16 protein-coding genes, 2 tRNA genes, 3 rRNA genes and 2 pseudogenes are annotated in these 24435 nt (G+C 58.2%); 16 read left to right on the plus strand and 7 right to left on the minus strand.

Annotation, left to right across the window (positions count from 1 at the left end):
* Positions 1 to 15: 15 nt before the first annotated feature.
* From msrP to GN234_RS23085, 10 genes are all read left to right on the plus strand, one after another.
* Entirely contained in the window at positions 16 to 1029 is a 1014-nt protein-coding gene (gene msrP / locus GN234_RS23040; protein ID WP_176689129.1) for a protein-methionine-sulfoxide reductase catalytic subunit MsrP, read from the plus strand.
* On the plus strand, positions 1029 to 1649 hold the full coding sequence (gene msrQ, locus GN234_RS23045) for a protein-methionine-sulfoxide reductase heme-binding subunit MsrQ (protein ID WP_109756333.1): 621 nt from the start codon (positions 1029 to 1031) through the stop codon (positions 1647 to 1649). The genes msrP and msrQ overlap by 1 nt, the downstream gene beginning before the upstream one ends.
* A 544-nt stretch (positions 1650 to 2193) precedes the next feature.
* Positions 2194 to 3729: ribosomal RNA gene (locus GN234_RS23050) — 16S ribosomal RNA — on the plus strand.
* Between the two features lie 64 nt (positions 3730 to 3793).
* Positions 3794 to 3870 (plus strand) — tRNA-Ile (locus GN234_RS23055).
* A 27-nt stretch (positions 3871 to 3897) separates the two neighbouring features.
* Positions 3898 to 3973, plus strand: a tRNA-Ala gene (locus tag GN234_RS23060).
* A gap of 247 nt (positions 3974 to 4220) precedes the next feature.
* Positions 4221 to 7104 (plus strand): 23S ribosomal RNA (locus GN234_RS23065).
* Positions 7105 to 7276: 172 nt separating this feature from the next.
* A 5S ribosomal RNA gene (rrf, locus tag GN234_RS23070) occupies positions 7277 to 7392 on the plus strand.
* Together the 16S, 23S and 5S rRNA genes with 2 tRNA genes alongside form the textbook arrangement of a ribosomal RNA operon.
* 148 nt (positions 7393 to 7540) lie before the next feature.
* A complete protein-coding gene (locus GN234_RS23075; RefSeq protein WP_116833455.1) occupies positions 7541 to 8200 on the plus strand; it encodes a paraquat-inducible protein A in 660 nt (219 codons plus the stop codon).
* Positions 8187 to 8810, plus strand: a complete 624-nt coding sequence (locus tag GN234_RS23080) for a paraquat-inducible protein A (RefSeq protein WP_109754934.1) — start codon at positions 8187 to 8189, stop codon at positions 8808 to 8810. Before GN234_RS23075 ends, GN234_RS23080 begins: the two co-directional genes overlap by 14 nt.
* Entirely contained in the window at positions 8803 to 11106 is a 2304-nt protein-coding gene (locus GN234_RS23085) for a PqiB family protein (protein WP_116834278.1), read from the plus strand. Before GN234_RS23080 ends, GN234_RS23085 begins: the two co-directional genes overlap by 8 nt.
* 198 nt (positions 11107 to 11304) lie before the next feature.
* Here GN234_RS23085 and mksF read toward each other — a convergent pair whose 3' ends face one another.
* From mksF to mksB, 3 genes are read right to left on the minus strand one after another with little or no spacing between them, the layout of a single operon-like run.
* A complete protein-coding gene (mksF, locus tag GN234_RS23090) occupies positions 11305 to 14145 on the minus strand; it encodes an Mks condensin complex protein MksF (protein WP_025215488.1) in 2841 nt (946 codons plus the stop codon).
* The gene (gene mksE, locus GN234_RS23095; RefSeq protein WP_176689130.1) at positions 14142 to 14843 is read right to left on the minus strand and encodes an Mks condensin complex protein MksE; all 702 of its coding nucleotides are present in this window, start codon (positions 14841 to 14843) and stop codon (positions 14142 to 14144) included. The genes mksF and mksE overlap by 4 nt, the downstream gene beginning before the upstream one ends.
* On the minus strand, positions 14833 to 16113 hold the full coding sequence (gene mksB, locus GN234_RS23100) for an Mks condensin complex protein MksB (protein WP_109754932.1): 1281 nt from the start codon (positions 16111 to 16113) through the stop codon (positions 14833 to 14835). Before mksB ends, mksE begins: the two co-directional genes overlap by 11 nt.
* 181 nt (positions 16114 to 16294) lie before the next feature.
* On the opposite strand from mksB, the gene GN234_RS23105 reads away from it, so the two are divergent.
* Together GN234_RS23105 and rimI are read left to right on the plus strand one after the other, a co-directional pair.
* Positions 16295 to 17074 (plus strand): energy transducer TonB, encoded by a 780-nt coding sequence (locus tag GN234_RS23105; RefSeq protein WP_109754931.1) that lies wholly within the window; start codon positions 16295 to 16297, stop codon positions 17072 to 17074.
* Positions 17067 to 17519, plus strand: coding sequence for a ribosomal protein S18-alanine N-acetyltransferase (rimI, locus tag GN234_RS23110; RefSeq protein WP_047229376.1), 453 nt, complete (start codon positions 17067 to 17069; stop codon positions 17517 to 17519). Before GN234_RS23105 ends, rimI begins: the two co-directional genes overlap by 8 nt.
* A gap of 143 nt (positions 17520 to 17662) precedes the next feature.
* Here the strand turns inward: rimI and GN234_RS23115 are convergent, their stop codons facing one another.
* Positions 17663 to 18067 carry a serine kinase/phosphatase gene (locus GN234_RS23115; protein ID WP_176689131.1) on the minus strand — a complete coding sequence of 135 codons (405 nt, stop codon included), beginning with the start codon at positions 18065 to 18067 and terminating at the stop codon, positions 17663 to 17665.
* Between the two features lie 132 nt (positions 18068 to 18199).
* On the opposite strand from GN234_RS23115, the gene can reads away from it, so the two are divergent.
* The gene (gene can, locus GN234_RS23120) at positions 18200 to 18844 is read left to right on the plus strand and encodes a carbonate dehydratase (protein WP_003205581.1); all 645 of its coding nucleotides are present in this window, start codon (positions 18200 to 18202) and stop codon (positions 18842 to 18844) included.
* A 7-nt stretch (positions 18845 to 18851) separates the two neighbouring features.
* Here can and GN234_RS23125 read toward each other — a convergent pair whose 3' ends face one another.
* From GN234_RS23125 to GN234_RS23135, 3 genes are all read right to left on the minus strand, one after another.
* Positions 18852 to 19379, minus strand: coding sequence for an SET domain-containing protein (locus tag GN234_RS23125; RefSeq protein ID WP_109754929.1), 528 nt, complete (start codon positions 19377 to 19379; stop codon positions 18852 to 18854).
* 177 nt (positions 19380 to 19556) lie between these two features.
* On the minus strand, positions 19557 to 20717 hold the full coding sequence (locus tag GN234_RS23130; protein WP_109754928.1) for a hypothetical protein: 1161 nt from the start codon (positions 20715 to 20717) through the stop codon (positions 19557 to 19559).
* 112 nt (positions 20718 to 20829) lie between these two features.
* Positions 20830 to 22248 carry a short-chain fatty acid transporter gene (locus GN234_RS23135; protein ID WP_109754927.1) on the minus strand — a complete coding sequence of 473 codons (1419 nt, stop codon included), beginning with the start codon at positions 22246 to 22248 and terminating at the stop codon, positions 20830 to 20832.
* Positions 22249 to 22623: 375 nt separating this feature from the next.
* Between GN234_RS23135 and GN234_RS30425 the strand changes: the two are divergent.
* From GN234_RS30425 to GN234_RS23145, 3 genes and pseudogenes are all read left to right on the plus strand, one after another.
* Positions 22624 to 23196 (plus strand): annotated as a pseudogene (locus GN234_RS30425) (PAS domain-containing protein); the annotation flags it as partial.
* A gap of 156 nt (positions 23197 to 23352) precedes the next feature.
* Positions 23353 to 23784: pseudogene (locus GN234_RS30430) on the plus strand (methyl-accepting chemotaxis protein); the annotation flags it as partial.
* A gap of 94 nt (positions 23785 to 23878) precedes the next feature.
* The gene (locus tag GN234_RS23145; protein ID WP_176689132.1) at positions 23879 to 24433 is read left to right on the plus strand and encodes a DUF2975 domain-containing protein; all 555 of its coding nucleotides are present in this window, start codon (positions 23879 to 23881) and stop codon (positions 24431 to 24433) included.
* The last annotated feature ends 2 nt before the right edge of the window (positions 24434 to 24435 follow it).

Genomic DNA, 24435 nt, shown 5'->3' on the forward strand with positions numbered 1-24435 from the left:
TACTGCGGAGTTGTCATGCTGATCAAGATCCCCAAGTCGTCCGACTGCCGTGAATCGGATGTCACGCCCGAATCCCTCTATCTATCCCGTCGTCAAGTCCTGGGGGCCACCATGGCGGGTCTCGCCGTGAGCAGCTTGCCGCGATGGGCCGGCGCGGCCGATGCGGCGCGTTACGCCGATGTCGAGCCCGGCAAGGCTCCGTCCTGGTTTGTCGAGAAACTACCGTCTACCCAATGGGGGGCGGTCACGGTCAAGAATGAGCCCATTACACCGTTCAAGGACGCGACTCATTACAACAACTTCTATGAGTTCGGGGCCGACAAGGGGGATCCGGCAGCCAATGCCGGATCCTTGAAGACCGAGCCCTGGAGCGTGGTAGTGGACGGGGAAGTGGGCAAGCCGGGACGCTATGGGTTGGAAGACTTCATGAAGCCTTATCAACTGGAAGAGCGTATTTATCGATTGCGCTGTGTCGAGGCTTGGTCGATGGTCATTCCGTGGATCGGCTTTCCCATCTCTGCATTGCTCAAGCAGGTCGAGCCGACCTCCAAGGCTAAATACATTCGCTTCGAGACTCTGCAGGATCCCAAGACCATGCCCGGGCAGCGTTCAGGTTTCGCTTTGATCGACTGGCCGTATGTCGAAGGCTTGCGATTGGATGAGGCGATGAACCCGCTGGCCATCCTGGCGGTAGGGATGTACGGGCGGGAGTTGCCGAACCAGAACGGCGCGCCGTTGCGGTTGGTGGTGCCGTGGAAGTACGGTTTCAAAAGTGTGAAGTCGATTGTGCGGATCAGTCTGGTGAGTGAGCAGCCGAAGACGACTTGGCAAAGCATTGCGTCTGATGAGTACGGCTTCTATGCCAACGTCAATCCGACAGTCGATCACCCGCGTTGGACCCAGGCACATGAACGCCGTCTGCCCAGTGGGCTGTTCAGCCCCAATGTCCGCGATACGTTGATGTTCAACGGCTATCAGGATGAAGTCGCTTCTTTATATGCGGGGATGGACCTGAGGAAGGACTACTGATGCGTTTTCCTGTCTGGCGAATTGGCGTCTTCATCGCGGCGGCGGTCTGGCCGTTGTTCTGGCTTTACGAGGCCTTGATGAACGCGCTGGGTCCTGACCCGGGCAAAGTCCTGGTGGATCGGCTCGGGTTGGGGACGCTGATTCTGTTGCTGATCACCTTGAGCATGACACCGCTGCAGAAACTGACGGGGTGGGCGGGGTGGATCGCCGTCCGGCGGCAGTTGGGGTTGTGGTGCTTTGCTTATGTGGTGTTGCATTTGAGTGGGTATGCGGCGTTCATATTGGGGTTCGACTGGTCGCAGTTGGGCGTGGAGTTGAGCAAGCGGCCTTACATTATCGTCGGGGCGCTCGGGTTCCTCGGTTTGTTGGCGCTGGCGGTCACATCCAATCGCTACAGTCAGCGACGGCTTGGTGTGCGCTGGAAGAAATTGCATCGCCTGGTTTATCTGATCCTGGGGCTTGGGTTGCTGCATATGCTGTGGATCGTGCGGGCGGATCTGAAGGAGTGGGCGATATACGCCTTTATAGGTGGCGTACTGTTGCTGCTGAGGGTGCCGCCGGTGATGCGCCGGATCCCGCGTTTGCTGGGCAGGAAAGTTCCTTCCGCAACAAAAGCGTAATTAAGGGTTGACGGCAAATTCTGGACGTCTATAATTCGCCCCACTTCCGGCGCAGTCGAAACGGAAAACTCCTTGAAATTCAATGAGTTAAGTAGGTTTCGAAGGGGTCGGGCTTCAGGTCATCGAAGCCAGGAAGTAGCTGATAAGGCAGTGTGGGTTTGGTCTTGTCAGCGGTTCGATCTTCTCGGTCGAAAGCGGTGAAAAAGAGGTGTTGACAGCAGCGAGTAACGCTGTAGAATTCGCCTCCCGCTAACGAGAGATCGGAAGCGCAAGTGGTTGAAGTTGAAAAGGAAACTTTGAAAACTTCTGAAAATAACCGCTTGACAGATACGCCGGGCGCTGTAGAATGCGCGCCTCGGTTGAGACGAAAGCTCTTAACCAACCGCTCTTTAACAACTGAATCAAGCAATTCGTGTGGGTGCTTGTGGAGTCAGACTGCTAGTCAACAGATTATCAGCATCACAAGTTACTCCGCGAGAAATCAAAGATGTAACCAACGATTGCTGAGCCAAGTTTAGGGTTTTCTCAAAACCCAAAGATGTTTGAACTGAAGAGTTTGATCATGGCTCAGATTGAACGCTGGCGGCAGGCCTAACACATGCAAGTCGAGCGGTAGAGAGGTGCTTGCACCTCTTGAGAGCGGCGGACGGGTGAGTAATGCCTAGGAATCTGCCTGGTAGTGGGGGATAACGCTCGGAAACGGACGCTAATACCGCATACGTCCTACGGGAGAAAGCAGGGGACCTTCGGGCCTTGCGCTATCAGATGAGCCTAGGTCGGATTAGCTAGTTGGTGAGGTAATGGCTCACCAAGGCGACGATCCGTAACTGGTCTGAGAGGATGATCAGTCACACTGGAACTGAGACACGGTCCAGACTCCTACGGGAGGCAGCAGTGGGGAATATTGGACAATGGGCGAAAGCCTGATCCAGCCATGCCGCGTGTGTGAAGAAGGTCTTCGGATTGTAAAGCACTTTAAGTTGGGAGGAAGGGCATTAACCTAATACGTTAGTGTTTTGACGTTACCGACAGAATAAGCACCGGCTAACTCTGTGCCAGCAGCCGCGGTAATACAGAGGGTGCAAGCGTTAATCGGAATTACTGGGCGTAAAGCGCGCGTAGGTGGTTCGTTAAGTTGGATGTGAAAGCCCGGGCTCAACCTGGGAACTGCATTCAAAACTGTCGAGCTAGAGTATGGTAGAGGGTGGTGGAATTTCCTGTGTAGCGGTGAAATGCGTAGATATAGGAAGGAACACCAGTGGCGAAGGCGACCACCTGGACTGATACTGACACTGAGGTGCGAAAGCGTGGGGAGCAAACAGGATTAGATACCCTGGTAGTCCACGCCGTAAACGATGTCAACTAGCCGTTGGGAGCCTTGAGCTCTTAGTGGCGCAGCTAACGCATTAAGTTGACCGCCTGGGGAGTACGGCCGCAAGGTTAAAACTCAAATGAATTGACGGGGGCCCGCACAAGCGGTGGAGCATGTGGTTTAATTCGAAGCAACGCGAAGAACCTTACCAGGCCTTGACATCCAATGAACTTTCCAGAGATGGATTGGTGCCTTCGGGAGCATTGAGACAGGTGCTGCATGGCTGTCGTCAGCTCGTGTCGTGAGATGTTGGGTTAAGTCCCGTAACGAGCGCAACCCTTGTCCTTAGTTACCAGCACGTTATGGTGGGCACTCTAAGGAGACTGCCGGTGACAAACCGGAGGAAGGTGGGGATGACGTCAAGTCATCATGGCCCTTACGGCCTGGGCTACACACGTGCTACAATGGTCGGTACAGAGGGTTGCCAAGCCGCGAGGTGGAGCTAATCCCACAAAACCGATCGTAGTCCGGATCGCAGTCTGCAACTCGACTGCGTGAAGTCGGAATCGCTAGTAATCGCGAATCAGAATGTCGCGGTGAATACGTTCCCGGGCCTTGTACACACCGCCCGTCACACCATGGGAGTGGGTTGCACCAGAAGTAGCTAGTCTAACCTTCGGGGGGACGGTTACCACGGTGTGATTCATGACTGGGGTGAAGTCGTAACAAGGTAGCCGTAGGGGAACCTGCGGCTGGATCACCTCCTTAATCGACGACTCAGCTGCTCCATGAGCTCCCACACGAATTGCTTGATTCATTGAAGAAGACGATTGGGTCTGTAGCTCAGTTGGTTAGAGCGCACCCCTGATAAGGGTGAGGTCGGCAGTTCGAATCTGCCCAGACCCACCAATTTCATGGTGTCCCCGGTAAAGATACGGGGCCATAGCTCAGCTGGGAGAGCGCCTGCCTTGCACGCAGGAGGTCAGCGGTTCGATCCCGCTTGGCTCCACCATTACAGATTGGCACAACGTTTAAAGCTTAGAAATGAGCATTCCACCCCAGGGTGATGAATGTTGATTTCTAGTCTTTTGATTAGATCGTTCTTTAAAAATTTGGGTATGTGATAGAAAGATAGACTGAACGTTACTTTCACTGGTAACGGCTCAGGCTAAGGTAAATTGTGAGTTGCTCTCATGAGCAAGATCGAATTTTCGGCGAATGTCGTCTTCACAGTATAACCAGATTGCTTGGGGTTATATGGTCAAGTGAAGAAGCGCATACGGTGGATGCCTTGGCAGTCAGAGGCGATGAAAGACGTGGTAGCCTGCGAAAAGCTTCGGGAGTCGGCAAACAGACTTTGATCCGGAGATGTCTGAATGGGGAACCCAGCCATCATAAGATGGTTATCTTGTACTGAATACATAGGTGCAAGAGGCGAACCAGGGAACTGAAACATCTAAGTACCCTGAGGAAAAGAAATCAACCGAGATTCCCTTAGTAGTGGCGAGCGAACGGGGACTAGCCCTTAAGCTTCTTTGATTTTAGCGGAACGCTCTGGAAAGTGCGGCCATAGTGGGTGATAGCCCTGTACGCGAAAGGATCTTAGAAGTGAAATCGAGTAGGACGGAGCACGAGAAACTTTGTCTGAATATGGGGGGACCATCCTCCAAGGCTAAATACTACTGACTGACCGATAGTGAACTAGTACCGTGAGGGAAAGGCGAAAAGAACCCCGGAGAGGGGAGTGAAATAGATCCTGAAACCGTATGCGTACAAGCAGTGGGAGCCCACTTTGTTGGGTGACTGCGTACCTTTTGTATAATGGGTCAGCGACTTATTTTCAGTGGCGAGCTTAACCGAATAGGGGAGGCGTAGCGAAAGCGAGTCTTAATAGGGCGTCTAGTCGCTGGGAATAGACCCGAAACCGGGCGATCTATCCATGGGCAGGTTGAAGGTTAGGTAACACTGACTGGAGGACCGAACCGACTACCGTTGAAAAGTTAGCGGATGACCTGTGGATCGGAGTGAAAGGCTAATCAAGCTCGGAGATAGCTGGTTCTCCTCGAAAGCTATTTAGGTAGCGCCTCATGTATCACTGTAGGGGGTAGAGCACTGTTTCGGCTAGGGGGTCATCCCGACTTACCAAACCGATGCAAACTCCGAATACCTACAAGTGCCGAGCATGGGAGACACACGGCGGGTGCTAACGTCCGTCGTGAAAAGGGAAACAACCCAGACCGTCAGCTAAGGTCCCAAAGTTATGGTTAAGTGGGAAACGATGTGGGAAGGCTTAGACAGCTAGGAGGTTGGCTTAGAAGCAGCCACCCTTTAAAGAAAGCGTAATAGCTCACTAGTCGAGTCGGCCTGCGCGGAAGATGTAACGGGGCTCAAACCATACACCGAAGCTACGGGTATCACGCAAGTGATGCGGTAGAGGAGCGTTCTGTAAGCCTGTGAAGGTGAGTTGAGAAGCTTGCTGGAGGTATCAGAAGTGCGAATGCTGACATGAGTAACGACAATGGGTGTGAAAAACACCCACGCCGAAAGACCAAGGTTTCCTGCGCAACGTTAATCGACGCAGGGTTAGTCGGTCCCTAAGGCGAGGCTGAAAAGCGTAGTCGATGGAAAACAGGTTAATATTCCTGTACTTCTGGTTATTGCGATGGAGGGACGGAGAAGGCTAGGCCAGCTTGGCGTTGGTTGTCCAAGTTTAAGGTGGTAGGCTGGAATCTTAGGTAAATCCGGGATTCTAAGGCCGAGAGCTGATGACGAGTTACCCTTTGGGTGACGAAGTGGTTGATGCCATGCTTCCAAGAAAAGCTTCTAAGCTTCAGGTAACCAGGAACCGTACCCCAAACCGACACAGGTGGTTGGGTAGAGAATACCAAGGCGCTTGAGAGAACTCGGGTGAAGGAACTAGGCAAAATGGCACCGTAACTTCGGGAGAAGGTGCGCCGGTGAGGGTGAAGCACTTGCTGCGTAAGCCCACGCCGGTCGAAGATACCAGGCCGCTGCGACTGTTTATTAAAACACAGCACTCTGCAAACACGAAAGTGGACGTATAGGTGTGACGCCTGCCCGGTGCCGGAAGGTTAATTGATGGGGTTAGCTAACGCGAAGCTCTTGATCGAAGCCCCGGTAAACGGCGGCCGTAACTATAACGGTCCTAAGGTAGCGAAATTCCTTGTCGGGTAAGTTCCGACCTGCACGAATGGCGTAACGATGGCGGCGCTGTCTCCACCCGAGACTCAGTGAAATTGAAATCGCTGTGAAGATGCAGTGTATCCGCGGCTAGACGGAAAGACCCCGTGAACCTTTACTATAGCTTTGCACTGGACTTTGAATTTGCTTGTGTAGGATAGGTGGGAGGCTTTGAAGCGTGGACGCCAGTTCGCGTGGAGCCATCCTTGAAATACCACCCTGGCAACTTTGAGGTTCTAACTCAGGTCCGTTATCCGGATCGAGGACAGTGTATGGTGGGTAGTTTGACTGGGGCGGTCTCCTCCTAAAGAGTAACGGAGGAGTACGAAGGTGCGCTCAGACCGGTCGGAAATCGGTCGTAGAGTATAAAGGCAAAGCGCGCTTGACTGCGAGACAGACACGTCGAGCAGGTACGAAAGTAGGTCTTAGTGATCCGGTGGTTCTGTATGGAAGGGCCATCGCTCAACGGATAAAAGGTACTCCGGGGATAACAGGCTGATACCGCCCAAGAGTTCATATCGACGGCGGTGTTTGGCACCTCGATGTCGGCTCATCACATCCTGGGGCTGAAGCCGGTCCCAAGGGTATGGCTGTTCGCCATTTAAAGTGGTACGCGAGCTGGGTTTAGAACGTCGTGAGACAGTTCGGTCCCTATCTGCCGTGGACGTTTGAGATTTGAGAGGGCTGCTCCTAGTACGAGAGGACCGGGTGGACGAACCTCTGGTGTTCCGGTTGTCACGCCAGTGGCATTGCCGGGTAGCTATGTTCGGAAAAGATAACCGCTGAAAGCATCTAAGCGGGAAACTTGCCTCAAGATGAGATCTCACTGGGACCTTGAGTCCCCTGAAGGGCCGTCGAAGACTACGACGTTGATAGGCAGGGTGTGTAAGCGCTGTGAGGCGTTGAGCTAACCTGTACTAATTGCCCGTGAGGCTTGACCATATAACACCCAAGCAATTTGTATCCTCCAGGCCAAAGGCCAAGAGACCAGATTGCGGTGTGTGAAGACGACACGAACCGAAAGTTCGACATCGCTCACGAACGCAGCACACAAATCTATCGCATACCCATTCGCTGGCACGTGACCGCAAGGCACGCACCGGCTACCGAATTTCTTGACGACCATAGAGCATTGGAACCACCTGATCCCATCCCGAACTCAGAAGTGAAACGATGCATCGCCGATGGTAGTGTGGGGTTTCCCCATATGAGAGTAGGTCATCGTCAAGATTAAATTCCGAAACCCCTATCTGCTGACGCAGGTAGGGGTTTTGTTTTGCCCGCAGGAAAAGTCTACGAAAGCTCGTGATAAATTTGCACAGTTATTTCCGAGCTGGAGCACTAGAATAGCCCCACCTTAGCTGAGCCAGAGCTGTTTATGCCCGATCCGTCAGACATTGATAGGTTGTCAGATCTACCCCTGAGCGATCTGGTGGCATGTCATGAGTGCGACCTTTTGATGCGCAAGCCTCAACTGGCCCATGGCGAAAAAGCCGAGTGCCCCCGCTGCGGCTATGAGCTCTATGCTCACCGGCACAACGTAGTCGAGCGCAGTCTTGCCCTGGTTATTGCCGCCCTGCTGTTATACGTGCCGGCCAACTTCTTACCCATCATGCAACTCAATCTGCTCGGGCAGTCGTCCCAGGATACCGTTTGGAGTGGGGTAGTCGGTTTGTTCGATACCGGTATGCAAGGCATCGCGGCAGTGGTGTTCCTGTGCAGCATGGGCATCCCGCTGCTCAAGTTGCTTTGTCAGTTGGCTGTGCTGTTGACCATTCGCTTGGACTTTGGCCGTAGCTACGGTTTGTTGCTGTACCGCATTTATCACCATTTACGAGACTGGGGGATGCTTGAGGTCTACCTCATGGGCGTGCTGGTGGCCATCGTCAAGTTGGCCGACATGGCGGCCATCACCGTAGGCCTTGGCCTGGTGTGTTTCATCAGTTTGTTGCTGGTCCAGGTCTGGCTGGAGGTGGTGATGTCACCGCATCAGATCTGGCAGGCGTTATCAGGAGAAGATGCCCATGCGGGCGATTGATGCAGGCATTCTGATCTGTACGGAGTGCCATGAGTTGAATCGGCAGGACGCTGAAGCCGACAACCAAACCTGTACTCGCTGCGGCGCGCTGGTTCACCCCCGTCGCCCGAACAGCTTGATGCGGACCTGGGCATTGTTGATCACGGCCGCGATTCTCTATATTCCGGCCAACATGTTGCCGATCATGACCATCAACTCGCTGGGCCAAGGTGCCCCGAGTACGATCATGTCCGGCGTCATCGAGTTGGTACAACACGGCATGATTCCCATCGCCGCCGTGGTGTTCATCGCCAGTATCCTTGTACCTACCTTCAAGTTGGTGGGTATCGCCTTGTTGCTGTTTTCCGTGCAACGACACCAGCCCATGTCGGCGCGGCAACGCATCTTTATGTACCGTTTCATCGAGTTCATTGGTCGTTGGTCGATGCTGGATATTTTCGTGATTGCCATTCTGGTGGCAGTGGTGAATTTTGGGCGGCTCGCCAGTGTCGAAGCCGGTCTCGGCGCGATCGCTTTCGCCAGCGTAGTGATTTTGACAATGATTGCCGCAGTAACTTTCGATCCCCGACTGATTTGGGATAACACGGAGTCGGATGACGACCATGACTGATTTGCCTACCGCTAAAACCCGACCGGCTTCGAACTGGTCGGCCATCTGGGTCTTGCCGTTGATTGCCTTGATCATCGGCGGCTGGCTCGGCTGGCGGGCTTATAACGAGACCGGAATCGAGATCACTGTGCGCTTTGAGAGTGGCGAAGGCATCCAGGTCAACAAAACCGAAGTCGTCTACAAAGGGATGACGGTCGGCAAAGTGACGGCCCTTAAACTCGATGACGAAGGCAACTCCAAGGGCGTGGTCGCGACGGTCGAGATGAATAAGGACGTCGAGCAATACCTCAAGACCGGAACGCGTTTCTGGCTGGTCAAGCCGAGCGTAAGCCTGGCCGGGATCACTGGCCTGGAAACCCTGGTATCGGGTAACTATGTGGCCATCAGCCCCGGTGAAGGCGAATCGACCCGTAAATTCAAGGCCCTGGTCGAAGAGCCGCCGCTGTCGGACGCCAAGCCGGGTTTGCATCTGACCCTCAAGGCTGATCGGTTGGGTTCACTGAACCGTGGCAGCCCGGTGTTCTACAAACAGATCCAGGTCGGTCAGGTGAAGAGCTACCTGCTGTCCGAGGATCAGAGCAAGGTCGAGATCAAAATCTTCATCGAGCCGACCTATGCCAACCTGGTGCGCAAACATACGCGTTTCTGGAACGCCAGTGGCATCAGCATCGATGCCAACCTCTCGGGCGTCAAAGTGCGCAGCGAGTCCCTGGCCAGCATCGTGGCCGGGGGGATTGCCTTCGCCACGCCGGAAAGCCGCAAGGACAGCCCGCCGACGGACCCAAGCCTGCCGTTCCGTCTTTACGAAGACTTCGACGCTGCTGCGGCGGGTATCCGTGTAAAGGTCAAACTCAGCGATTTCGAAGGATTGCAGGCCGGCCGTACGCCGGTCATGTACAAGGGTATTCAGGTCGGCAGTCTGAAGAACCTCAAGGTCGATCCAGACCTGTCCAGCGCCACGGCTGAATTGACCCTGGACCCGCTGGCCGAAGATTACCTGGTGACCGGCACGCAGTTCTGGGTCGTCAAGCCGTCGATCTCCCTGGCGGGTATCACTGGCCTGGAAGCGCTGGTCAAGGGCAACTACATTGCCGTGCGACCGGGTGACAAGGGCGGCGCGCCGCAGCGCGAGTTCGAAGCCCGGGCCAAAGCGCCGCCGCTGGACTTGCGTTCCCCGGGGCTGCACTTGGTCCTGCTGACCGAAAACCTCGGATCGCTGGAGGTTGGCAGTCCGATCCTCTACAAGCAGGTCAAGGTCGGCTCGGTGCAGAGCTATCAGTTCTCCCGCAAGAAAAAGCAGTTGATCATCGGTGTGCACATCGAGAAGGAATACGAAGGACTGGTCAACGGCTCCACACGTTTCTGGAACGCCAGTGGCATCACCCTCTCGGGAGGCTTGACGGGCGGGATCCAGGTCAAGAGTGAGTCCCTGCAAAGCCTGATGGCTGGCGGGATTGCCTTCGAAACCCCGGAACCGAATGTGCCGCTGAAAAGACGCATTCCACGCTTCCGCCTGTTTGCCGATCATGAAACTGCACAGCAGCGGGGCACCATGGTCACGATCAAGGTCGACCGCGCCGATGGTTTGCGCAGTGGTACGCCGATTCGTTTCAAAGGGTTGGATGTAGGCAAGATCGAGGATGTTGATCTCAGCGCCGATATGCAATCGGTGCTGCTCACTGCGCGTATCACCGAAGTGCCGGAGCGCATCGCCCGGGTCGGGTCCCAGTTCTGGGTGGTCAAGCCTGAACTGGGGTTGATGAAGACCTCCAACCTGGAAACGCTGGTAACCGGCCAATACATTGAAGTGCAGCCTTCGGCGAAAAACCTCGGGCCGCAGAAGAGCTTCGTGGCCCTTGCCAATCCACCGGAAAGCGCTGTGCCTGAAGCGGGGCTGAGCCTGGTGCTGAGCGCGGCCCGCCGTGGTTCGTTGAAGATCGGCGTGCCAGTGACCTATCGCGAGATTACGGTGGGCAAGGTTACCGGTTATGAACTGGGCCAGACGGCGGACCGGGTGCTGATCCATATTCTGATCGAGCCTAAATATGCGCCGTTGGTGCGCAGCGGCTCACGCTTCTGGAACAGCAGTGGCTTCGGTCTGGACTTCGGTCTGTTCAAGGGCGCGACGGTGCGAACCGAGTCGCTTGAAACGCTGATCCAGGGTGGCATTGCCTTCGCAACGCCGGATGGCGAAAGAATGGGCAGCCCGGCACGAGCGGAGCAGACCTTCCCACTGTTCGACAAGTTTGAAGATGAATGGCTGACTTGGGCGCCGAAGATCAGTCTCGGCAAATAATTGGGCCGCGTTAGTTTGTCCTGACGTCTTCGCGATCAGGCTCGCTCCCACAGATCAAGTGTCGTTCATGGCTATCAAGTACGACATCAATCCAATGTGGGAGCGAGCCTGCTCGCGATGATGTTCATTAAAGACTTCGCAATGAAAAAGGCCGCGATCCATTTGGATCGCGGCCTTTTTCACATCCGGAGATTCACATCACACCGGATCCAGCTCCGGCTCATCGGCCTGTACATTCACCGTGGCCTTCACTGCATCATGACGACGGATGTACTTCCAGTCCGCTTCGTCGATGTAGATGCCGTTCGGGCCGCTGCCGCCCTCCAGGTCGATGGCGACACTGGCGCAGACTTGCGGCTTCACGCTGGCCAGGATCGGCACGAAGCCCAGTTGCAGGCTGGTTTCCAGCAGCGCGGCCTGGTTTTTCTCGTCGATGTCCGCCGCTTCGTCGAGGTAGTACGGCAAGCGCACACGACCGGCCTGTTCGCGGTCCATCAGGTGCAGCAACAAATACATGTTGGTCAGCGCCTTGATGGTCATGGTGGTGCCGTTGGATGCCGCACCGTCGATGTCGGTGTGGATCACGGGTTGGCCGTTGACCTTGGTGATCTCGAACGCCAGTTCGAACAGGTCCTTGAGACCGAGCTGGTTGTGGTTCGCTGCCACCAGCCGCGCCAGGTATTCCTTGGCTTCTTCGTTCTTGTTGTCCTGCTCGGCGCTCTGGCTGAGGTCGAACACCGACAGCGTCTCGCCTTCCTCGTACTGGCCGGCACTGTGGATGATCTGGTCGATGTGCTTGAGCGCTTCCTTGTTCGGCGCCAGGACGATCCGGAAGCTCTGCAGGTTGGACACCTGGCGCTTGTTGATCTCGCGGTTGAACAGCGCCAGTTGATGTTCGAGGCTGTCGTAGTCGCTGCGAATGTTGCGCAGGGTCCGGGCAATGTCGGTCACTGCCGCGCGTCGGGCCTTGCCCAGGGTCAGGGCTTCGTCGGTGCGGTGGGCATAGGCGTTGATCAGCAGTTGCAGACGGCGTTCCATGTCGTCTTCACTGTCGAACTTGGCCACGCCCTTGAGGCGCACCTGGGCATACAGCGCTTCGATCTGGCCGTCGACCCGCAACAGGCCTTGCCAGCTATCCTGATAGTCATTGAGCAGCGGCAGCAGGTTGTCCATGGAATCGTCGACCGGGTCCATGAATGGCGTGCCGAACGGCAGGTCCGCGGGCAGCAATTGGCGACGGCGCAGGGCGTCGTCGAGGGTGCGCTGCTTGGCTTCCATGTCGGCGATCTGCCTGCCCACCAGTTGCAACTTGGCGGACAACTGCTGGACGCGCTCGGTGAAGGCATCGCTGGAGCGCTTGAGTTCGTCCTGGGCGGCTTCCATTTGCGCCAGTTGCTCGAGCTTCTCGCCTTCCTCGGCACTCAGGGTCTGGGTGCGGCGGAAGTCTTCCAGGGCTTTTTGCGCATCCAGGACCTGTTGGTACAGCGCTTCGGTCTGGGTCTTGCTCGCGGCACGGTCGGCGGCCACGGCTTGCTGGGTCTTGAGCTGCTTGAGTTCTTTTTCCAGGCGCTCTTTCTGGTCCCGCAGTGCGGCGCGATCGGCCAGGGCTTGCAGGGCTGGCGGTTCGATGTGGGACAGGTCGATGGACAGGCCCGGGACTTCGAAGCGTTCGCCCTTGAAGCCGTCGAGGATCAGTTCCATGGATTTGACCCACTCGCCGTTTTCGTCCAGCGCGATGCCGTGTTCGCCCAGTGGCAGGCTGAACAGGGCGCTGTTGAACAGGCGCATCAGGCGCTCGACATCCTGTTGCGAGAACTCTTCGCGCAGGCGGGCGTAGCTGTTGTTGTCGGCGTGATCGAGTTGCTGCTTGACCGACTTCAGGCGTTTTTCCAGATCCCGCAGGCGCTCTTCGAGGTCTTCGGCGCTGAACTGCCGGGACTGGGCCAGGGCGCCGGCCAGTTCATCGTGGGCGTCCTTGGCGGCAAGCAGTTGCTGCTCCAGGACCTTGACGTCATCCACCAGGGCGAAGCGGTTCTTGAGCACCGACAGCTCGCCGATCCAGCGCTGGATACCGCTGATTTCCCGCTCCAGGCGCATCAGCTCCTGGGTGCCACCGCGCTGGTCGTTCTGCAGCGAATCCTGTTCGTTGCGATAGTGTTCGGCCTGGATGGTCAGCTCTTCCTTGCGCGCACTGGCGTAGTCCGACCAGGTACCCAGCAACGAGTCGAGCAATGGCGACAGGCGATGCAGTTTTCCGCGCAAAATGTCGCGCTGCTTCACGCCATTGGCCAGGGCTTCAACCAGCGGGCCGGCGGCGACCAGGGAGTTGTAGTCCTGCTCCATGCGTCGTACGTCGCGGAAGGCTTCTTCGCACGCGGCGATGTAATCCACGCTACCGGAGCGCAGGCTGTGCTCGAACGCGTCGAGGAACAGTTGCTTGAGCTTGGCCGCGGTGATTTCGCGCATGTGCAGCAGGTTGATGAACAGCGCGCGGAAAGTCTTGAGGCTTTGCTCGCTGGTGGAGCGCAGCGGGATCAGCGTCAGGTCCAGCGGAATCGAGGTGTGCCCACCCACCAGCAGGCGCCGCAGTTCATCCGGTTTGAGTTCGTAGGCTTTGAGGCCTTCACGCTCCAGGTTGGTGAACAGCTCTTTCTGCCGCAGGCAGGTGTCATCTTTCTGGTAGTGAGCCAGGTCCAGTTTGCCGGCGTAGGCAAAGAACTGGTGACCGAAACCGCCGCCCGGGCCGCGACCGACCACGCCGATCACATGCGGGCCGTGGGGCAGGGCGACTTCCACCAGGATGTAGCTGGTGTCCGAGGCAAAGTAGAACCGCCGGGATTGTTCCAGGCTGTACTTGCCGAAGCTCATGTCCGACATGCGCGCCAGGATCGGGAACTGCAAGGCGTTGATCGAGGCGGATTTACCCAGGTTGTTCGCGCCATACACCGACAACGGTTCTTCCAGCGGGAACAGGCCGAGGCTGTAGCCGGCGGTGTTCAAAAGGGCAAAGCGGCGGATGCCGTAGCGTTCCTTGCTCATGCGTCGGTCTCCTGTTCTTCGGCAATGGCGCGGGCCAGTGCGTCTTCTTCGCTTTCACCTTCGAATTCGCTCAGATCCAGCGGATCATCGGTTTGCAGCAGCTTCTCATCGCTGTCTTCGTCGATCAGCTCCGGTGCCGGCAACGGCAGTATGCTGTGCAGGCTGGCGGCCAGGTCGCGGTCCTGCTGGACCGACAGGCAGACATCAAGGAAGCGGTGCATCGGCGGCAGGAAGCGATACACACCGTTCTCTTCGCTGGCAAAACCCAGTTGGGTCATGCGCCGCATGATTTTTTCTTCCAGCTCTTCCTGGGTTTGTACTTCGGCCTGGATGAACAGGTCGCGGTATTTTTCCAGCAGCGAAGGCAGCTCATCGCGACCCAGGCTGCCACCGTCGAGCACGGCGATCGGGTCACGGCCCTGGTCGGCCAGGTGCTCGACGAGGATGAAGGTGAACAGGGCCAGGCGCTGGGCGGTCTTGTTCACCGCCGCGGCGGCCAGGTCCGGCACGAAGTAGTAGAAGCCACGGGTGTCGCATACCAGCTCGAAGCCCAGGGCCTTGAACAGCGTGCGGTACTGGTCCTGGAAGTTCGACAGTTGCGCGTACAGCTCCGGGTCGCGGCGGCTGACGTGATAGCCCTTGAACAGCTCGCGGAAGATCGGCGCCAGCTGGGACAGTTCGGATAGATCAAGATGCATGGGGGATGCTCGCAGAATCCTCGGCGGCGCTGTCGCGGGCCGAGAGCAGGGCGAAGGAGCGCAGGCTGACCTGATGCTCGTGAGTGTGGTATTCGCGGCGTTCCAGACGCTCGCGCTTGAAACGTTTTTCCCGCGACAGGCGCGAGAACCAATACAGCAATTCGTCGGTGGCGCCGTCCGGTTCCTGTTCCAGCAGCCAGGTCATGAGGTCCGGCATCGGCAGGGCGTCTTCGCAACGCTCGACCATCTCGCGCACGGTGCGTGGCGCACGCGGTGCTTCGCCGCCCTTGTGGGTCTTGTGGGACTTGGGGAAACGCGCCGGTTTCGGTTCGAAACGGGCCAGGGCATAGACATAGGCCTCGACCTGGCTGGCGCTGCCGAGGAAGGTGCTTTGCGGCCGGGTGAACAGCGGCATGGCGGCCTGTGGCACGGCATCGATGCCTTTGCGACGAATGGCGGCCAGGGCCAGCGCGGCGCCACGGGTCACGGCGTTGTGGCGGCGGGCTTCTTCGCGCAGTGGCAGGAGCAGTTCACGGGCATGGCGCAGGGTCAGTTGGGCACTGGTCTGCATCTCGAGGATGCGCGCGTGGGTACGCAGCAGCATGTCGTCGTCCACCAGGTGGCCGAGGCGCTGCTGTTCGGTGAGCATGCGCAACAGCACGTTCTCGACCTTGCGCACGCCTTGCTCGAACGCGCCATCGGCGTTCACCAGTTGGATCATCGGCTCGACGTATTCGTCCCAGGTTGCCAACACTTCCGCGTAGCGCTGGCGCAGCGGGATCTGCCGGTCGCTGGTCTTGGCCCGTTCGGCCACGGCCACCAGAGCCTGTTCGTCGTTGGCGAGTTTCTTGAGCACGTCGCGCACGCGCATGTCCAGCAGGCGCAACTGGCGGGCCAGGTCGTTGCCGTCGCGGATGTCGAAGGCGTCCTGGATGTAGCCGGCGAGGCGCTCGAGGTGGCGCAGGTAGGCTTCGATCTCCAGGCACAGGCCCAGGCGGTGTTCGCGGCGCAGGTAGGCGAGGAAGTCATGGATCTGGGCATTGAGCTCGAAGCGGTTCGGGCTTTTCGCCACCGGTACGAGGATGTCCAGGCGGATCCACACGTCCAGCAGGTTGGTGATGTCCTGGGGCGTGCTGTCCAGTTGTTGGGCGGCCAGCTGTGAACGCAATTCGTTGAGGCTCAGGGTGCCCTGGTCGAAGTGCTCGCACAAAGGTTCCAGCAATGCCCAGTGTTCAGCGAGGGCGCGCAAGACGCGCTTGGGTTCGATCATCGCAATGGCCGTCGGGTTGGCAATTAAAAGCGGCGATTGTACTGCATCGGGCCGGTTGCGATTCACCCCTTGGACGGACTGTCGTTCTGTATCGATCAACTATCGGTGCAACAGGGAAGCGATCCGCGCCGAAGGGCGGTAGAATCCCTTCCACTTTCAGTTATCCACAAGTGGCCGACCCTTGCTTATCGAGTCCCGTCGCCGCGCCTATCTGACCGCCATGCAGGTGGTCAACTGGCTGCCGCGTACCGAATTGCCGTTCGCCGCCCCGTCGCGGCCCGAGCTGCTGGAAACGCCCGAGCCCGAGTACATCGCGCCGGTCGTGACCGCGCCTGTGGCCAAGACGGTGGCCGAGCCGGTAGCGCCCGTGGCCGAACGGCCGAAAATCGAAGTGCCGCGGCCGAGCCTGGCCTCGACCCGGACCAATGCCAAGCCGGTGGAAGAAGTTGTCGAGGCGCCGCCCAAGGCACCTTACGTCGCGCCGCCGCGTTTCGCCCTGCAACTGCTGCGGGCCGGGCGTTGCCTGTTGCTGGTGGAATTGCCCACGGGCGATCCCTTCCAGAGCCGCGACCCGGCGTATCTGCTGCTCAAGGACATGCTGCGCGCCGCCGGTCTGCCGGACAGCCCGCAAATCATCGGTGAGCCGGTGCGCTGGCCGCTGTTGTCCCGCGGCACCATGGACCAGGGGCCGGAAGCGGCGCGGGATTTCGTCCAGGGCTTTGTTTCGGCGCGGCTCGAAGATGAACCCTGTGCGTGTTTGTGGCTGATCGGCCTGCCGGCGGTGAAGTTCGCCGGCGAGGCGGATGCCGAAGCGTTCAATCGCGAACTGCAGGTCGAAGGCCTGGGCTCGGCCTGGGCGTTGCCCGGCCTGGAACTGTTAATGGAAACGCCACAGCGCAAGGCTGATGTTTGGCAAGCCATGCGCCGGCTGATGGCGCGCTGGAAAGAATCGAATGAGTGACGCTGTATCGTTCCGCCCGATGACCGAGGCGGACCTCGACGCTGTGCTGAAGATCGAATACGCCGCCTACAGTCATCCCTGGACCCGCGGGATATTTCTCGACGGGCTGGGCAAATACCAGATCTGGCTGATGTTCGAAGGCCAGCAGCAAGTGGGCCATGGCGTGGTGCAGATCATCCTGGATGAGGCGCACCTGCTCAACATTACCGTCAAGCCGGAAAACCAGGGCCGTGGCCTGGGCTTGCGTCTGTTGGAACACTTGATGTCGATTGCCTACAAGGCCGAGGCCCGGGAATGCTTCCTGGAAGTGCGCGACAGCAACCGCACCGCGTTCCGGCTGTATGAGCGCTATGGCTTCAATGAAGTGGGCCGGCGCCGGGATTATTACCCCGCGGTGGGTGGGCGTGAGGATGCGGTGGTCATGGCGTGTACCTTGGTGGACTGAACTGCCACATCAAGGTTGACCGCAACACCGTCATCGCGAGCAGGCTCGCTCCCACATTAGATCTGCATCGCTCAAGACATTTGGTTATGACGCAGAACCTGTGGGAGCGAGCCTGCTCGCGATGGCGTCAGCTCTATCGACACTTACCGCTTGCCATCCAGCGGATCGATATCGGCCATTTCCGCTTCATCCAGCCCATCGCCCCCACCAATATCATTTTCATCCACCACGCTCAGGTCCCAGTCCGCCTGCTCGTCGTCCCCGGCCTCGCGGGCATCCCGGGCACCGTCTTCGCGAATCAGTGTTTCCGGGCTCAGGTCGTCGTCGGTCGGCTCGTGATCATCCGTCGAGGCGCCGGTCATGCCCGCTTCGCGCACGCGTTCACGTGGCATCAGCTGTTCGCGTTCGTTTTCCGGCAATTCGTCGCCGATTTTCGCACTGGGCTGTTCGTCGTCGAACTCCAACTCATGCATCGAGCCCATGCGATCTTCGTTGTCGTCGATGGGTTCCGGTTGCGTCGCATCGAAGGGGCGTCGTGAATCATTCATGGCAATTCCTCATACTGTGGGCCTTACTGGTGTCGACCGGCAGCGCACCCAGGAATTCCAATGCATCGCTGACGTGACCTCGACCGGCGGTCGTCTGTCACAGTTGCGCACTCTCTATCGAGGCTAGACAGCATGAACGAATTACAAGATCTGATTGATAACAACGCGCGCTGGGCCGATGCGATCAAGCAGGAAGATCCTGACTTCTTCTCCAAGCTGGCCCGTCAGCAAACCCCGGAGTACCTGTGGATCGGCTGTTCCGATGCGCGGGTGCCGGCCAACGAGATCGTCGGCATGTTGCCGGGCGATCTGTTCGTACACCGTAACGTGGCCAACGTGGTGCTGCACACGGACCTCAACTGCTTGTCGGTGATCCAGTACGCGGTGGACGTGCTCAAGGTCAAACACATCCTGGTCACCGGCCATTACGGCTGTGGCGGTGTGCGGGCCTCGATGCAGGACCGGCAACTGGGCCTGATCGACGGCTGGTTGCGCTCGATTCGCGACCTGTACTACGAGCATCGCGAGGCGTTGGGCCAATTGCCGACCGAAGAGGAACGTGTCGACCGCTTGTGCGAGCTCAACGTGATCCAGCAGGTGGCCAACGTCGGTCATACCAGCATCGTGCAGAACGCCTGGCACCGTGGGCAGAAACTGTCGATCCACGGCTGCATCTACGGCATCAAGGACGGACGCTGGAAAAGCCTGGACACCACGATCAGCGGTTTCGAGCAACTGCCGCCGCAGTATCGGCTGCGTCCGGTCGACGCACCCTGATTCAGGGTCAGTCGCGATGACAGCGACGACGCCAGTGCCGTAGGAATTTCATTCCCTGCTCATTGGGCGGTTCGTCATAGCCGGTGATCCAGCCGTGACAGTTGGATGAACCGCACCGGCAGGCGAACTGCCGATACAGTTTCCGTTCGGTGCTGGCGTAGTCCATCGTCAGGTAGTCGCCTTTGTGGATGTGGGTCAGCGACCACAACCACAATTCGCTCATGTCGAGAAAGACATTCGGGTTGCAAGAATGCAGCAGCAATCCAGCGAAACGTGGGTCATACATGTGTATTTCCGGCAATATCTGCAGCGTATGCAGGCGTCGTCGGCTCACCAGAAGCCCCGATACCCGGCACATCCGCTCCATGGGGGGGAAGGCCCTTCGGGCGATGACCCCATTGCTGCGTCCGTCGCTCGTTTGATGCACGTCGAAATCGCGGACGGATGGATAACCCAGGCGGGTGCTGAGTTCTTTTTCAGGGTAAATGCAATCCTGGTTCTGTGAGCTAGCTCTATTTGCAATGAAGGTGGTCATGACGGTCCCTGTCGGCTTAGGGCACTCGAATTTTTGGCGCCGGCGATCCTGCCAGCGGTCGCTATAGACATTGATAGCTTCGCCTAAGTCGAGCGCGGCATCTACTGTCGACTCTGACAGGAGCCAAAGGCGCTTTCCCGCGTCAGTGCAAGCTTACGCGGGAAGGCGCCCCAAGGTTCAGACCGCTTCGGCAGGCAGCGGCATGGGCACCTTCAGTTGCGGAAGTTGCGACTTGATCGCCGGCGTTTCGCATTTTTTCTCAGCGTCTTCCTCGCTCAGTTTACGCACCGAGGTGTAGAACAACTCGCAGGTCTTTTCCTTTTGCGTGACTTGCCAGGTCTGCGTGCACTGGTTCAGCAGGGCGCTCGGATCGGTGCCCGGCTTGCTGCCCATGCCAGCCTGCCAGCATGCAGCACTCAGGTCCTGGCCCATGACTTTCAAGCCGGCGGCATCGGCCTTGGCTTCGTCACCGTCGTAGTTTTCCTTGTCGGCGGCGTACCAGATGTAGCTCGGGTGGTTGGAGCCCAGGACCGGCACCTTGACCCCCGCAGTCGGCGTGATGCTCGCCAGGCCGAGCACGCCCACAGTCTGGCCGTACTGGGTCTTGATCCAGTTCCGAACGGGCGCTCCGAAGGCCACCATCGGCAACGCGGCGCCGCTGGCGGTTTGGGTGATCTGCGTGACCATGGTGGTCTGGTAATCGTTGAAGTAACTGTAGAGGCCTTCCAGCGTGCTGCCGGCATTGGACGGCGCTGCGATGGGCGCGATGTCGATGATGGTCTGGTAGGCCGGTGTCTGGTCGGCGGCAATGCCGTTGACGGTCAGCAGGGTGGCCCAGCGATCGGTGGTGGCCGACTCCAGGTAGTCCTGGGCCTGGGTCAGGGAGTAATCCGGCGGGAAGTGCAGCAACTCGACACTCTTGCGGTTTTCCAGGGCCATGCCCAGCGGCAGGAACAGGTACCAGTTGTAGGACCATTTCTTGTCGCTGTTGAGTTTGCTCGCGCCGTTATACGCCAGGTCACCAGCGTCGAGCAGGGCCTTCAGTGGTTGGCCGTAGCTCTTGGGCACTCCGCTGATGCTGGCATAGACCTTGTCGTTATCGATTTTGACGTGGACCTTGGCCGTGCCGTAGCCGTCGCGCTGCACGCTTTGGGTCAGGTAATGCTCGACGGTCTGTTCCAGGGTCCAGTCGCGAAAGCAAATGACGTTGCAGTTGTTGGGGTAGGCGAAGAGGCGGGTAACGCGTTCGGTGCTGCCCAGTTGTACGTCAATGTCGGTGGCATGGGCGGCGGCACTGAAGGCCAGGGCGGCAAAAGAAAGTACGGCGAGTTTGGACATGCTCAGATCCTTTTCAGCGTGTGGACCCCTCGAAACAGGGTGTCTCCATACTGAAACAGACCGGGCCGAAGAAAAAGTGGGCCGACGGAAATATCGGCCCTTTTTTATGGCTTTATGGCATCACTGGCGGTAAATAACTCAATGTTGTCCCCAGCGCCCACAGCAGCACCAGTACCAGGGGCGTATGCACCAGCAACTGCACGAAGGAAAAACCGATCAGGTCCCTGGCTTTCAGCCCCAAAACCCCCAGCAAAGGCAGCATATAGAACGGGTTGATAAGGTTCGGCAGCGCTTCGGCGGCGTTGTAGATCTGTACGGCCCAGCCCAGGTGATAGTTCAGGTCATTGGCCACCTGCATGACGTAGGGCGCCTCGATAATCCACTTGCCGCCGCCGGAAGGAATGAAGAAGCCCAGCACTGCCGAGTAGATGCCCATCAACAGGGCGTAGGTGTCGTGGGAGGCGATCTGGACGAAAAAGGTCGAGATGTGGTGGGCCAGGGTCTGGGCGTCACTGCCCTTGACCGTGGTCAGCAGCGCGGCGATCGAGCCATACAGCGGAAACTGGATCAACACGCCCGTGGTGGTCGGCACCGCGCGCGCCACGGCGTCGAGAAAGCTGCGCGGCCGCCAGTGCAGCAAGGCGCCCAGCATGATGAACAGGAAGTTATAGGTGTTGAGGCCGGAAATGGCACTGATCGCAGGTTTGGTCGAAAACTCGTGGAACAGCCAGCCGGCGGCCAGCAGCACCAGCGCAATGATCAGCAGCGGACTGTGCTCCAGCCACTCCCCAGGTCGGGTGCGGGGCTGCAACGCCGGCATGCTGAAACTCGGATCGATCCCGCAAGCGGCGGCGTCACGGGCGCTGTTGGGGCCGGGAGCAGTGGCGTAGGCGACGATCAACGAGATCACGATCAGAGCCAGCAGCATCACGCCAGACTGCCAGAGGAAAATCGTCTGGGTAAACGGAATGACACCGGTAATGGACAGGATCGACGGCGGCAGGCTGGCCGGGTTGGCCTGCAATTGCGCTGCCGACGAAGACAAGCCCAGGGCCCACACCGCGCCCAGGCCCAAGTAGGCGGCGGCTCCGGCGGCGCGGTAGTCCATCTTCAAGTCGGTGCGACGGGCGAGGGCGCGCACCAGCAAACCACCAAATACCAGCGACAGGCCCCAGTTGAGCAACGACGCGACCATGGAAATCAGCGCCACCCACGCCACTGCGGAGCGGCCGTTGGTCGGAATGCGTGCCAGGCGGTCAATCAATTTTACGGCCGGTGGCGAGCTGGCGACCACGTATCCGCCGATCACCACGAAGGCCATTTGCATGGTGAATGGGATCAGGCTCCAGAAGCCGTCACCGAACGCCATGGCCGCCGCCGTAGGCGTGGCGCCGATCAATTGTGTCGCCATGGCAACCACCAGCACCGCCAGCGCGGCAAAGACCCAGGAGTCCGGGAACCAGCGCTCGGCGAAACTGGAACAGCGCAAGGCGAAGCGGGCGGAACGGCTGTCTTCGATGTCGGTGGTCACGGTAATTACCTCGTTTTTATGGTTATGGGTATTGATGGCGGCAAGGCTTCAAGGGACAGGCGCAACAGTAGAACAATCCAGTGACCATGGCAGGCTTATCGGGTTCGAGGGCGTCCTGGAATATTTTCAATATGGGCTCGCGGCGCTCTTTAGAAAAAAAACGCTGCGCCGATGGCAAGGGAACAAGCCACTTAATTCTCCCGCTGTCGGAGCTGCCCAATGTTTAACAACCGCCTGAAGCAGGAGCTACTGGCTCTGCGCCAAGAACTGTCCAGTCTTATGCAAGTCAAGGAAAGCCTGGACCGTGAAATGCTTGGCCTCACCCTGGACGCCGACGGACGGATTCAATCGGTCAACCAGAACTTCCTCGACGAGATGCGTTACAAGAGCCAGGACTTGATTGGCCGGCCTGTGAATGAGCTGGTTCCCGCGTATTTGAAATCCAATGAGTTCCAGGTTCGCTTCACGTCGGCGCTGACCCGCGGCGAACACTTTTCCGGTGCCGTGCGCCTGCTGCGGGGCAATGGCCAGGAAGCCTGGCTGCGTTCGATCCTCCAGCCCGTACGGAATGTCGATGGGCGGATTCGCTATTTTTCGATGTACTCCAATGATCTGACCCGCACCATCGAGGCTTCTCGCGAGCATGAGAACCTCATCGGTGCGTTGGTGCGTTCAACGGCGGTGATCGAGTTCGATTTGGGTGGTCATGTGCTGACGGCCAATGATCGCTTCCTCAACGCCATGGGCTATAGCCTTGCGCAGATCAAGGGCAAGCATCACCGCACGTTTTGCGAGCCTGAGGAATACAACAGCGCGGCCTACGAGCAGTTCTGGAAGCGCCTGAACAGCGGTGAATTCGTGGCTGGCCGTTTCAAGCGTCTCGACAGCAGTGGTCGCGAGGTCTGGCTGGAAGCTTCCTACAACCCGGTGCTCGATGCCAACGAGCGGTTGTACAAAGTGGTCAAGTTCGCGACCAACATCACGGACCAGGTCAACCAGGAAAAAGCCGTCGCCGAAGCCGCCAACATTGCCTACAGCACCTCGTTGCAGACCGACAACAGTGCCCAGCGCGGCACGACCGTGGTGACCCAGGCGGTGGATGTGATGCGCGACCTGGCCCGGCACATGCAAACCGCTGGCGAAGGCATCGAGGCCCTGAATGAGCAATCCCTGGTGATCGGTACCATCGTCAAGACCATCAGCGGCATCGCCGAACAAACCAACCTGCTGGCGCTCAACGCCGCGATCGAAGCGGCCCGGGCCGGCGAGCAAGGGCGCGGTTTTGCGGTGGTGGCCGATGAAGTGCGACAACTGGCATCGCGCACCAGCCAGGCGACCGATGAAATCGTCGGCGTGGTCCGCCAGAACCAGGACATGGCCCGCAATGCCGTGGCCCTGATGACCGATGGCCAGCACCAGGCCGAACATGGCTTGGCCCTGGCCGCCGAAGCGGGGACGGTGATCGTCGAGATCCAGGACGGGGCGAAGAAGGTGGTCGATGCGGTGAGTCAGTTTGCAAACCAGTTATCGACCTAAGTACAGGTTATTATTGTTTTTTACATATTAATTATTGTTTTGTGATAATTTCGTGGCTATGTTCTGGGCTCCTCTCATTCTGTTGGAGCCTCACATGCGTACGAATCGTCTCGCCCTGTATAGCCAGCGCATGGCTGCCATAACGCTTCTGTTCATGGTTGCGATGATGGCCGCCAATGCGGCGGCCTGGCTTTTTCCCGACGTTGCGTCACGATACGGTCTGGGGTTTGCCCTGACCCAGCGACAGATGTCGAGCTTGTCTGAAGAGGCGATGTACTTGACCGCCTGGCAGTCTCTTGGCGGCATCCTGCTGTCGAGTATCCCTTTGCTGGCGTTGGCTGCCGGGCTGGCGAATTTGCGGCAGTTGTTCAAGCGGTATGCCCACGGCCAGTATTTCTCCAACGAAGCAGCTGTTTATCTGGGCAAGGCCGGGCGCGCGGTTGCGTTGTGGGTGTTGCTGGATTTCCTCTGTGAGCCGTTTCTCAGCCTGCTGATGACGATCAATGCGCCGGTTGGCCAACGATTGCTGACCCTCAGCATTACCGCCCCATCTTTTGTGGCTTTGTTTCTTGCGGCCTGTATTGCGATCATTGCCCGGATCCTGTCCCAGGCCAGTGAAGTCGATTCAGAAAACCGAACTTTCGTTTGAGA

Origin of the sequence: Pseudomonas bijieensis, from assembly GCF_013347965.1 — a bacterium.
Lineage (GTDB): Bacteria > Pseudomonadota > Gammaproteobacteria > Pseudomonadales > Pseudomonadaceae > Aquipseudomonas > Aquipseudomonas bijieensis.

Excerpts from the sequence above, each read along its gene's own strand:
- msrQ (WP_109756333.1), top strand. The coding sequence starts at position 1,029 with ATGCGTTTTCCTGTCTGGCGAATTGGCGTCTTCATCGCGGCGGCGGTC.
- GN234_RS23075 (WP_116833455.1), top strand. The coding sequence starts at position 7,541 with ATGCCCGATCCGTCAGACATTGATAGGTTGTCAGATCTACCCCTGAGC.
- GN234_RS23085 (WP_116834278.1), top strand. The coding sequence starts at position 8,803 with ATGACTGATTTGCCTACCGCTAAAACCCGACCGGCTTCGAACTGGTCG.
- GN234_RS23115 (WP_176689131.1), bottom strand. The coding sequence starts at position 18,067 with ATGAATGATTCACGACGCCCCTTCGATGCGACGCAACCGGAACCCATC.
- GN234_RS23125 (WP_109754929.1), bottom strand. The coding sequence starts at position 19,379 with ATGACCACCTTCATTGCAAATAGAGCTAGCTCACAGAACCAGGATTGC.
- GN234_RS23145 (WP_176689132.1), top strand. The coding sequence starts at position 23,879 with ATGCGTACGAATCGTCTCGCCCTGTATAGCCAGCGCATGGCTGCCATA.
- rimI (WP_047229376.1), top strand. The coding sequence starts at position 17,067 with ATGAGTGACGCTGTATCGTTCCGCCCGATGACCGAGGCGGACCTCGAC.
- mksF (WP_025215488.1), bottom strand. The coding sequence starts at position 14,145 with ATGAGCAAGGAACGCTACGGCATCCGCCGCTTTGCCCTTTTGAACACC.
- can (WP_003205581.1), top strand. The coding sequence starts at position 18,200 with ATGAACGAATTACAAGATCTGATTGATAACAACGCGCGCTGGGCCGAT.
- msrP (WP_176689129.1), top strand. The coding sequence starts at position 16 with ATGCTGATCAAGATCCCCAAGTCGTCCGACTGCCGTGAATCGGATGTC.
- mksE (WP_176689130.1), bottom strand. The coding sequence starts at position 14,843 with ATGCATCTTGATCTATCCGAACTGTCCCAGCTGGCGCCGATCTTCCGC.
- mksB (WP_109754932.1), bottom strand. The coding sequence starts at position 16,113 with ATGATCGAACCCAAGCGCGTCTTGCGCGCCCTCGCTGAACACTGGGCA.
- GN234_RS23080 (WP_109754934.1), top strand. The coding sequence starts at position 8,187 with ATGCGGGCGATTGATGCAGGCATTCTGATCTGTACGGAGTGCCATGAG.
- GN234_RS23130 (WP_109754928.1), bottom strand. The coding sequence starts at position 20,717 with ATGTCCAAACTCGCCGTACTTTCTTTTGCCGCCCTGGCCTTCAGTGCC.